The 9664-nt window shown below is 69.7% G+C and carries 13 protein-coding genes; 3 read left to right on the forward strand and 10 right to left on the reverse strand.

Annotation, left to right across the window (positions count from 1 at the left end; translation table 11 throughout):
- Positions 1 to 90 precede the first annotated feature (90 nt).
- The 8 genes from purQ to purB form a co-directional block, all read right to left on the reverse strand.
- Complete coding sequence (gene purQ / locus GT007_RS16300) at positions 91 to 768, reverse strand: phosphoribosylformylglycinamidine synthase subunit PurQ (RefSeq protein ID WP_160122686.1); 678 nt, start codon at positions 766 to 768, stop codon at positions 91 to 93.
- A 3-nt stretch (positions 769 to 771) separates the two neighbouring features.
- Positions 772 to 1125, reverse strand: a complete 354-nt coding sequence (locus tag GT007_RS16305; RefSeq protein ID WP_160122687.1) for a hypothetical protein — start codon at positions 1123 to 1125, stop codon at positions 772 to 774.
- A 76-nt stretch (positions 1126 to 1201) separates the two neighbouring features.
- On the reverse strand, positions 1202 to 1399 hold the full coding sequence (locus tag GT007_RS16310) for a hypothetical protein (RefSeq protein WP_236571700.1): 198 nt from the start codon (positions 1397 to 1399) through the stop codon (positions 1202 to 1204).
- A gap of 94 nt (positions 1400 to 1493) precedes the next feature.
- A complete protein-coding gene (purS, locus tag GT007_RS16315) occupies positions 1494 to 1733 on the reverse strand; it encodes a phosphoribosylformylglycinamidine synthase subunit PurS (protein WP_160122689.1) in 240 nt (79 codons plus the stop codon).
- A complete protein-coding gene (purC, locus tag GT007_RS16320) occupies positions 1730 to 2494 on the reverse strand; it encodes a phosphoribosylaminoimidazolesuccinocarboxamide synthase (RefSeq protein ID WP_160122691.1) in 765 nt (254 codons plus the stop codon). Before purC ends, purS begins: the two co-directional genes overlap by 4 nt.
- A 40-nt stretch (positions 2495 to 2534) precedes the next feature.
- Positions 2535 to 3254, reverse strand: coding sequence for an NRDE family protein (locus tag GT007_RS16325; RefSeq protein WP_160122693.1), 720 nt, complete (start codon positions 3252 to 3254; stop codon positions 2535 to 2537).
- Between the two features lie 33 nt (positions 3255 to 3287).
- Positions 3288 to 3563 (reverse strand): hypothetical protein, encoded by a 276-nt coding sequence (locus GT007_RS16330; protein WP_160122695.1) that lies wholly within the window; start codon positions 3561 to 3563, stop codon positions 3288 to 3290.
- Positions 3564 to 3628: 65 nt separating this feature from the next.
- Positions 3629 to 4960: an adenylosuccinate lyase gene (gene purB / locus GT007_RS16335; RefSeq protein ID WP_160122697.1), complete on the reverse strand. Its 1332-nt coding sequence runs from the start codon at positions 4958 to 4960 to the stop codon at positions 3629 to 3631.
- 167 nt (positions 4961 to 5127) lie between these two features.
- Between purB and GT007_RS16340 the strand changes: the two genes are divergently transcribed.
- The 3 genes from GT007_RS16340 to GT007_RS16350 all read left to right on the forward strand — a co-directional run bounded on the left by GT007_RS16340 (position 5128) and on the right by GT007_RS16350 (position 7238).
- The gene (locus GT007_RS16340) at positions 5128 to 5895 is read left to right on the forward strand and encodes a TerC family protein (protein WP_408015557.1); all 768 of its coding nucleotides are present in this window, start codon (positions 5128 to 5130) and stop codon (positions 5893 to 5895) included.
- A 129-nt stretch (positions 5896 to 6024) separates the two neighbouring features.
- The gene (locus GT007_RS16345) at positions 6025 to 6696 is read left to right on the forward strand and encodes a YjbE family putative metal transport protein (RefSeq protein WP_160122701.1); all 672 of its coding nucleotides are present in this window, start codon (positions 6025 to 6027) and stop codon (positions 6694 to 6696) included.
- The gene (locus GT007_RS16350; RefSeq protein ID WP_160122703.1) at positions 6696 to 7238 is read left to right on the forward strand and encodes a hypothetical protein; all 543 of its coding nucleotides are present in this window, start codon (positions 6696 to 6698) and stop codon (positions 7236 to 7238) included. Before GT007_RS16345 ends, GT007_RS16350 begins: the two co-directional genes overlap by 1 nt.
- 4 nt (positions 7239 to 7242) lie before the next feature.
- Here GT007_RS16350 and GT007_RS16355 read toward each other — a convergent pair whose 3' ends face one another.
- Positions 7243 to 8847 (reverse strand): MFS transporter, encoded by a 1605-nt coding sequence (locus GT007_RS16355; RefSeq protein ID WP_236571701.1) that lies wholly within the window; start codon positions 8845 to 8847, stop codon positions 7243 to 7245.
- Positions 8848 to 9100: 253 nt separating this feature from the next.
- Positions 9101 to 9664, reverse strand: a 564-nt coding sequence (locus GT007_RS16360) for an energy transducer TonB (RefSeq protein WP_160122707.1), incomplete at its 5' end; no start/stop codon positions are given.

The raw sequence follows: 9664 nt of genomic DNA on the forward strand, positions 1-9664 counted from the left end.
AGGACCAGCGCCAAACGGATGGGGTGCAGGGGCCTTTCGGCTCCTGCCGGGGGTCCAGGGGGCGGCGCCCCCTGGCTGCGCCCTTCCGGCTCAAGCCGCCGTCAAAAAGCTTTCCGCCAGCCCCTGGAACATCGGCAGCCCGTCTTCTCCGCCCACCAGCGGGTCCACGCAGTTCTCGGGGTGCGGCATCATGCCCATCACCCGCAGGTTGGGCGACAGGATGCCGGCGATGGCGTTGATGCTGCCGTTGCGGTTGGCGCCGCTGTAGCGCAGGGAGACGAGGCGTTCGCCTTCCAGCCGGGCCAGGGTTTCGGCGTCGCAGAAGTAGTTGCCGTCGCCGTGCGCCATGGTCGCCTTGAATTCCTGGCCCTGCTGGTAGCCGCGCGTATAGACGGTGTCGGCGCGTTCCACCCGCATGGTGCAGTCCATCGCCAGGAAGCGCAGGGAGGCGTTCTTCAGCAGCGCGCCCGGCAGCAGCCCGGCCTCGCACAGCATCTGGAAGCCGTTGCACACGCCCAGCACATGCCCGCCGCGGGCGGCGAAGGCCTTCACCTCGGCCATCAGCGGGCTTTGGGCGGCCATGGCGCCGCAGCGCAGGTAGTCGCCGTAGGAGAATCCGCCGGGCAGCACCACCAGGTCCAGCCCCTGGGGCAGGGCGGTGTCGCGGTGCCACAGCATGGCGGGCTTGCGGCCCGTCACGCGCTCCAGCGCGATCGCCATGTCGCGCTCGCGGTTGGTGCCAGGGAAGACGATGATGGCGGCCTTCATGGGTTACTCCTCGATCGCATGCATGGGGGCGCGGCCAGCGTCGCGGCTGGGCAGCATATGGCGGAACAGGGCCTGCCGCGCACGGATTTCCTCGCGGCTGGGCTTTTCGACGAGCACGTCGCGGTCAGGCTGCATGGCGGCATGGCCCATCAGGCCAGAGAGCACGAGCACCGGAACCGCCAGCATGCAGGCCAGGAACAGGGTGCGGGGCGGCAGTACGCAGCGCCAGGCCGTTGGCAGCAGCCAGCGCACCAGCCCCATCAACGGCAGCGCCAGCAGCGCGAGCCCCGCCAGCAGCGCCGCCAGCACCAGGGCCGGCATCACCGGGAAATACATCAGCGCCGCAGAGATCCCCATGACGCAACCTCCTGCCGCGGGCGGGGCTGGCGGATCGGTCCCGCATGATCATGCCCCCGCCTTCATGCCCCCGCCTTCACGAAAGCCAGATCCGCAGCCATTGCAGCCCGCCCAGCACCAGCATGGTGACGAGCGCCGCGATGGCTGCGGCGGTGACCCAGCGGTCGATCACGCGCTTCTGGCGCGCGGCGAACCCCCGGGCTGGCGTGGGGCCTTTCCGCCTCTCCCGCCAGGACAGGCCCATGGCGGTGAAGAAGGTGAGCCCCAGCATCATGAAAAGCGATAACTTTACCACCGCGTTACCACGGGGCGCGCGAAGGTAGCCATGCACCGCCGGCATACCGCGAAGGGCAGGCCGGCGGACAGGTTCAAATCGCCTCGACCGTGAAGCTCTCGATCACGGTATTGGCCAGCAGCTTGCGGGCCATCTCCTCGCCGGCGGCCTTGGCGGCCGCCGCGTCGGTTTCCGCGACATCCAGGATGATGACCTTGCCGGCCCGCACATCCTCGACACCCGCGAAGCCCAGGCCGCCCAGCGCCTGCTGGATGGCCTTGCCCTGCGGGTCCAGCACGCCGTTCTTCGGCATGACGGTCACGCGCAGTTTCATTGCATCGTCTCCGGGCCCTTCATGTCGCGGATGCCGGCCTCGGGCAGGATGCCGAGGCGGCGCGCCACTTCCTGATAGGCTTCCTCGACCTTGCCCAGGTCGCGGCGGAAGCGGTCCTTGTCCATCTTCTCGCCGGTCTTGGCATCCCACAGGCGGCAATTGTCCGGGCTGATCTCATCGGCCAGCACCAGGCGCATCTCGTCGTTTTCCCAGATGCGGCCGAACTCGATCTTGAAGTCCACCAGCACGATGCCGACGCCCAGCAGCAGCCCGCACAGGAAATCGTTGATGCGCAGGGTCATCTGCACGATCTCGTCGATGTCCTGGGTGGTGGCCCAGCCGAAGGCGGTGATGTGCTCCTCGCTCACCATCGGGTCCTGCAGGCCATCGTTCTTGTAGTAATACTCGATGATGGAGCGCGGCAGGCGGGTGCCTTCCTGGATGCCCAGGCGCGTGGACAGGCTGCCGGCGGCGACATTGCGCACGACGACTTCCAGCGGAATGATCTCCACCTCTCGCACCAGCTGCTCGCGCATGTTCAGGCGGCGGATGAAGTGAGTGGGGATGCCGATCTCCGCCAGGCGCGTCATCAGGTATTCGCTGATGCGGTTGTTGAGCACGCCCTTGCCGGTGATCGTGCCCTTCTTCTGCGCGTTGAAGGCGGTGGCGTCGTCCTTGAAATACTGGACGATCGTGCCGGGCTCGGGCCCCTCAAAGAGGATCTTGGCCTTGCCCTCATAGATCTGACGCCTGCGTGCCATGGCGGAATTCCTTGAGTGCGGGGGCGGTATAGCAGCGGGTTCAGCCGAGGGCCACAGCCCCGAACCCCGTTCGGCGCGGCCAAACGGCCGAGAAATGCCATTCCTGCCATGCGCCCAGCGCGAGAATCGAGGAGCAGACGGTGCCGAACCCCCCTTCCGGGGGCAGAAGCAGCTGTTCGGCGCGCCCGCCCAGGGAATCGGCCAGCCGCTCGAGCCACTCCGCCCAGTCCTCGGGCGAATCCGGCGCACGTGCCGCGCGCCACAGCGGCAGGTGCCGCCGGATTCGGGGGCTGTGCATGTCGTTGGGCGGATGGGCGGTGACCATGGACAGGCCCGGGGGCAGGGGGGCGGGCTCGGCATGGCCCTCGCCCAGCCCGGCCAGGAACACCCCGCCCCAGGCATCGGCCAGCACCATGTTGAAGGGGCGCCATTCGGCGGCGTCCAGCCCGGCCACGATCGCCGCGGCTTCGTGCGCGGTGCGCCCGGCCAGGGCCAGCAGCGGCAATTCCCCGCGGGAGCGCTTGCCGGGCGCCGGGCCCAGGCTGCCCGCGCGGTTCAGCACGCTGGCCACCACGCCATGGCGGTTGATGGCCATCCAGCTGCCGCCCGCCGTCAGATCCCGCCCGCCGGTGATGCCGGGGTGGCCTGGCCAATGGGCGGCGGGGGCCGCCCAGGCCCGGTCCAGGCGTTCATCGCGGTTGGCGGCCAGCATGACCGGCCAGGGATGGCCCGGCCGGTGCAGCAGGATCACGGTACACATGCCGGGAGTTATGCCCCCGGCAAGGGCTGGCGGCTACCAGCGCCGCCAGTGATGGTGGTGCGGCCGCCACGCCCAGGGGGGCGGGCCCACATACACCCGCCGCGGCGGCGGGATGTACACCGGCGGCGGCACATAGACCGGGCGCGGCGCGTAATAGACCGGAGGCGGCGGCGGCGGCGCGTAATAGGCCGGCGGGGCATAGCCGCCGGGCTTGTCGTAATACTGCGCCGAAGCCTCCGAGGGGGAGAGCGCGATACCGGCGCCGAGAACCAGCGCCGGAACCGCCAGAAGCCTGAACATGGACCGCATGGCTGGTTCCTCCTTGCGTATAACCGGCAATATGGTCCCGGGTTGCGGCGGAATCAGGGCATCATTCAGCCGAAAACGCGGGAGAAGATGGTCTCCACATTCACGAAGTCGCGGGCCGGGTCCATCACCTTGTCCAGGGTCGCGGCGTCGATGCGGGCTGCCACATCCGGGCTGGCCAGCAGGTTGTCGCGGAACTTCCTTGCATCGGCGCGGCCGAGCTTGGTCCAGGTTTCCATCGCGGCCTTCTGCACGGCGGCGTAGGATTCCTCACGCGACAGCCCCGCCTGGGTCAGCGCCAGCAGCACCTTCTGGCTGTGCACCACCCCGCCCAGGGATTCGAGGTTCTCGGTCATGCGCTCGGCATAGATGGTCAGCTTGTCCATCATGCCCGCCAGCCGCATCAGCGCGAAATCCAGCGCGATGGTGGCATCCGGCCCGATCACCCGCTCCACCGAGGAATGGCTGATGTCGCGCTCATGCCACAGCGCCACATTCTCCAGCGCGGGGCCGGCATAGCCGCGCACCAGGCGGGCGATGCCGGTGATGTTCTCGCTCAGCACCGGGTTGCGCTTATGCGGCATGGCCGAGCTGCCCTTCTGCCCGGCATGGAAGAACTCCTCCGCCTCCCGCACCTCGGAGCGCTGCAGGTGGCGCACTTCCACCGCCAGCCGTTCCACGCTGGAAGCCACGACGGCCAGCGCCGAGAAATAGGCGGCGTGCCGGTCGCGCGGGATCACCTGGGTGGAGACGGGCTCCACCGTCAGCCCCAGCTTCTCGGCCACGAAGGCCTCCACGCGCGGATCGGTGGAGGCGAAGGTGCCCACGGGGCCCGAGATGGCGCAGGTCGCCACCTCCGCCCGGGCGGCCACCAGGCGCGCGCGGTTGCGCACGAACTCGGCGTAATGCCCGGCCAGCTTCAGGCCGAAGGTGGTGGGCTCGGCATGGATGCCGTGGCTGCGGCCGATGGTGGGGGTGTATTTGTGCTCGATCGCGCGCTTCTTCAGCGCGGCCAGCACGGCGTCCACATCGGCGATCAGCAGGTCCGCCGCGCGCACCATCTGCACTGCCAGCGCCGTATCCAGCACGTCCGAGCTGGTCATGCCCTGGTGCATGAAGCGGGAGGAGGGGCCGATGCCCTGGCCCATCCAGGTGAGGAAGGCGATGACGTCATGGCGCGTCACGCGCTCGATGGCGTCGATCTCCTCGACCGCGGCGGCGTCGATGGAGGCGGCGCGCGGGCCGCCCTTCTCGCGGATCTCGCGGGCGGCTTCCTCGGGGATGGTGCCGAACTTCGCCATCGCCTCGGCGGCCAGTGCCTCGATCTCGAACCAGATACGGAAGCGTTCCTCGGGGGACCAGATGGCGGCCATCTCGGGGCGGGTATAGCGCGGAACCATGCGGCCTCCTGCAATTTCCGGGGGTATTCGGCCTCCCTTTGGCCCCGCCGGGCCACAATGTCCAGAGCATGCGCGAATTCGGCGGCAACCAGTCGCTTTAAGCTTGCCGGAATGTGGCTGAATGTTTAAGTGCGGCCCGATAATCTCATGAGGTCAAAGGGTTCCGGATGATGCCTGATTGGGCAATTCCGCTGTTGCAGGTGTTGATGATCGACATCGTGCTGGCGGGTGACAACGCGATCGTCGTGGGCATGGCCGCTGCCGGCCTGCCGAGCGATCAGCGCAGAAAAGCCATCCTGCTGGGTATCGGTGCCGCCACTGTCATGCGCATCGGTTTCGCGGCCATCACCACCCAGCTTCTGGCCATCGTGGGCCTGACACTGGCCGGCGGCGTGCTGCTGCTGTGGGTCTGCTGGAAGATGTTCCGCGAATTGCGGCACAGCCAGGCCGAGCAGGCCGAGGCGCTGCATAACGGCGAAGCGGCCGACGCGCCCCGCAAGACATTGGGCCAGGCGGTCATCCAGATCCTGGTGGCCGATGTCTCCATGTCGCTGGACAATGTGCTGGCGGTGGCCGGTGCCGCCAAGGAACATCCCTATGTGCTGGTGTTCGGCCTGGCGATCTCGGTGGTGCTGATGGGCGTGGCCGCGACCTTCATCGCGCGGCTGCTGAACAACCATCGCTGGATCGCCTGGGTGGGCCTGCTGATCATCCTGTACGTGGCCGGCGCCATGGTCTGGGACGGCACGCATGAGGTGGCGGAGCGCGTTCCCGGCTCCTACGCCTTCCTGTTGCTGCCGCTGGGCTATCTGGCGCTGCCGGGTGTTTTCCCGGCCTGGCTCTGGGCGGGTGCCACGGTGGTGCAGATCCTGGTGATCGCCACGGTCTGCACCCTGGTGGTGGACAGCGTGCAGAAGGCGCTGCGCCGGCACTGAGGCCGCTTCCGCCCCGGCGTCAGGCACGCCGGGGCACATTGCGGGTCTCGTTTCCTCGGCTTAAGACATGGGCCCGGGCGTGCATCGCGCACGCCCGCGACCTTTTTTGCCGGGGAGAATATTGGGCTCATGGATCTCGCGACTTTCGCAGCCAGCTGGGACTGGGGTGTTCTGGGTAAGATCCTGGGCGCGAACATCATCCTCTCCGGCGACAACGCGGTTCTGATCGCCCTGGCGGCCGCCGGCCTGCCGGCCGCGCAGCGCAGCCGCGCCATCATGATCGGCATGGTGCTGGCTGTGGTGCTGCGCATCGTGCTCAGCCTGGCCGCCGCCTTCCTGCTGGAAATCCCGGGCATCATGCTGCTGGGCGGCCTGGTGCTGCTGTGGATCGCCTATGGTTTCTACAAGGAAACCCGCAGCAAGAACGAGGGCACCGAGGTGGACGAGGACGGCGACGGCGTGCCCGACGTCAAGACCATGGGCACCGCGCTGCGCCAGATCGTGATCGCCGACCTTTCCATGTCGCTGGACAATGTGCTGGCCGTGGCGGGTGCGGCGGGCAACAACATGCCCATGCTGATCATCGGCCTGGTCATCTCCATCCTGCTCATGGGTGTCGCGGCCTCCGTGATCGCCAAGCTGCTGGAGCGCTACTCCTGGATCGCCTATGTCGGCGTGGCCCTGATCCTGTGGATCGGCGTCGAGATGGTCTGGCATGACCTGCACCACTTCATCAACTTCGGCGGTGCCACCACCAGCATGATCGTGCCGGTGGAACAGGCCGGGACTCGCCTGGGCTGATGCGGCGCCTGGCCACATTCTCGCTGCTGCTGGGCCTGGCGGCCTGCGCGGTGCCGGAGGAAACCCCTCCGGAGACCGCGGCGGCCCCCGCCACGCGCCGCACGCCCCAGGAACTGGCCGCGCGCCTGCCGGAACGGCTGGAGCAGTTCCAGCGCGGCAACCCGGCCCAACTGCCGGGTGGCCAGGGGGTGGAATACCCCTACGCCACACCCGGCCGGCGGATCGCGGGCCAGGTGCAGCTGCGGGCCGTCACCGGCCCGGTGGGCACGGAGGCGCTGGATTCCGAGCTGCGCGCCATGGCGGCCGAGGCCACCGCCGGCCCGCAGCACCGCCGCCTGCGTGAGCGCGGGCGCGAAAGCGTGGCGGGGCTGAACTGCATCACGCTGGAAGGCAATTTCGGCCGCATGCCGGTGGACAGCCTGGCCTGTGCCGGGGCGTTCGGCGGGAAGGTGCTGCGCCTGCGCCTGACCATGGCGCGCCGCGAAGGCCGGATGGATGAGGCCAAGCGCTTCGCCGAGGGGATCGCGGCGGCGCTGCGGTAGTTGGCTACATCAGATTGATATAGCGCGCGGCCTCCGCCCCGGGTTCGCCCCGGTCGAAGGCCGCCGCTTTCGCCACGATGGCCTTGTCGGCCTCGGTCATGCGCCGTTCCTCGCGCAGATGCTCGGTCCAGCTGCCGGTCACCCACAATTCGACGAAGCGTTCCGGGTGGGCCACGTTCTCATACAGGCGCCACAGCGTGGCCCCCGCGCGCATCCGCACCCGCCGCACTTCCTCCATATGCGACAGGAAGGCCATGCGGTCGGCGGGCGTGATGGAGTAGCGCACGGTTTCCAGCACCCGGCCCTGATCGGCGTGCAGCAGGTCCCGCAGCTCGGCGGCGGCGGGTTCGGGGCGGATGTGGCGCGCGGTGTGCTCGGGGCGCGTGTCGGAGCTTTCGGCATCCAGCCCATGATGGCGCACCAGCAGGGCGGAGCCCGCGCCCAGCACCGCGAACAGGCACAGCGCGCCCGGCACGCCCATATGGCTGCCGAGCCAGCCCGCGCAGACCGAGCCCGCCGCCATCGCCCCGAAGAAGCTCATCTGATAAATGCCGAGCGCCCGCGCCCGCACCCAGTTGGGCGCGGCGAGGGAGGCCGCGGCCTGCAGCGTGCTGGCCCCGGCCAGCCAGCACATGCCGTAGACGAAGATGCCCAGCGCCGCCGCCGGCCAGCCGAGCCCGAGCGGCGCCGCCAGCCCCAGCAGCGCCATGGCGCCCGAGGAGATGACGGAGGCGCGCAGCACGATCGCCCCCCGCCCGTAGCGGGCGCGGAAGCGCGGCATGATGAAGCCCGCGAACACCGCCCCGGCCCCCATGCAGCCCAGCATCAGGCCGAAGGCCTCGGCGCCCAGCCCCAGCTCCTGGCGGACCAGCAGCGGCATCAACCCCCAGACCGCCGCGCCGAACAGGAAGAACACCATGGCGCGCAGGATCGCGGCCTTCACGGCCGGGGTGGCGGAGACGAAGCGCATGCCCACCCGGATGGCGGAGAAGAAGCTTTCGGGCGGCAGGGCGGGGCGGGGGGCCGTGCGCTTCCAGAACAGCAGCGCGACCGCCAGGGCGGTTATACACAGCGCGTTGAGCGCGAAGGCGGTGCCCACGCCGAAGCTGGCCACGATCAGCCCGCCCACGGCCGGGCCCAGCGCGCGGGCGATGTTGAAGTTGATCCCGTTCAGCGCGATGGCGCCCACCAGATCCTCACGCGGGACCAGCTCCGGCGTGGTGGCGGCCCAGCCGGGGAAGCTCATGGCCATGCCGCAGCCCAGCAGGAAGGTGAAGCCCAGCAGCGACCAGGCGCCGAGCCCGCCCGAGAGTTCGGTGACGACCAGCAGCACGGCGGCGGCGAACAGCCAGATCTGGGTCAGCAGCAGATAGGCCCGGCGCTCCATGATGTCGGCCAGCGCGCCGGAGGGCAGGGCGAGCAGGAAGACCGGCAGCATGGAGGCGGCCTGCACCATGGAGACCATGGCGGGCGAGGGCGCGAGCGAGGTCATCAGCCAGCCGGCGGCGGTGTTCTGGATCCAGAGGCCGATGTTGGAGGCGAGGCTGGCGCACCAGAGCAGCCTGAAGGCCGGGTGGCGAAGCGGAGCGAAGGCGCTGGGTGCGGGCATGGCGCCCATATAACGTGAGGTTGCGGCTTTGGTGTGACCGCAAACGCAGGGCTGCCCCGCCCCGGCGTGCCTGCGGCACGAAGCCAAGGCGGCGGACGCCGCCGCCCGGCGTTTGAGGGCACAAAAAGACTCCAAGGCCGCGAATGCGGCCCGCCGGCAGTCCGGCGAAGCCAAGCGGCCGGAGGGCCGCGCCCGGCGTCTGAGGGCACAAAAAACAGCTGATGTCCGCAGCCGCTTCCAGCGGCTGCGGACATCAGCGCCTGATCAGCACGTAGTTCACGGTCAGGTCCACTTCCACCCCGTTCGGGTCCGCGCCGGGGGGGAAGGCCGGCAGGCGCGCGCCGATGAAGGGGCGGGTGGTGCCGGTGTTCAGGGAAGGCGAGACGGAGGGCATCAGCATCCGCACCTGGCGCACCGTGCCGTCCGGGTTGGCGGTGATGCGCACGCGCACGGTGCCGCTTTCGCCCAGCTGGGCGGCCTCCTGCGGGTAATGCAGGTTCTGGTCCAGCCAGCGGCGGAAGGCGCCGGACCAGTCCGGGCCCACATTCGCGCCGCGCACCTGGACCTGGCTGTTGGGGGTGGTGCGGCCCTCGAAATGGCGCGGGTCCACCGACAGGTCGAGCGGCGCGCGCGGCCCGAGCGGCCGGCCCGGCGTGGGGCGTGGCTGGGAGAGGTTGAAGCCCTCCGGCAGGAACACGCCCGGCAGGCTGGTGCGCGGCTGCGCCGGGCGCGGCTGGGGGCGGGGCTGCGGCGTGCGCTCGGCCACGCGCGGGGGCGGCGGCGGAATGGGCGGCGTGGGCAGCGCCTGGTCGGGCAC

Source organism: Rhodovarius lipocyclicus (assembly GCF_009900765.1).
GTDB classification, from domain to species: Bacteria; Pseudomonadota; Alphaproteobacteria; order Acetobacterales; family Acetobacteraceae; genus Rhodovarius; species Rhodovarius lipocyclicus.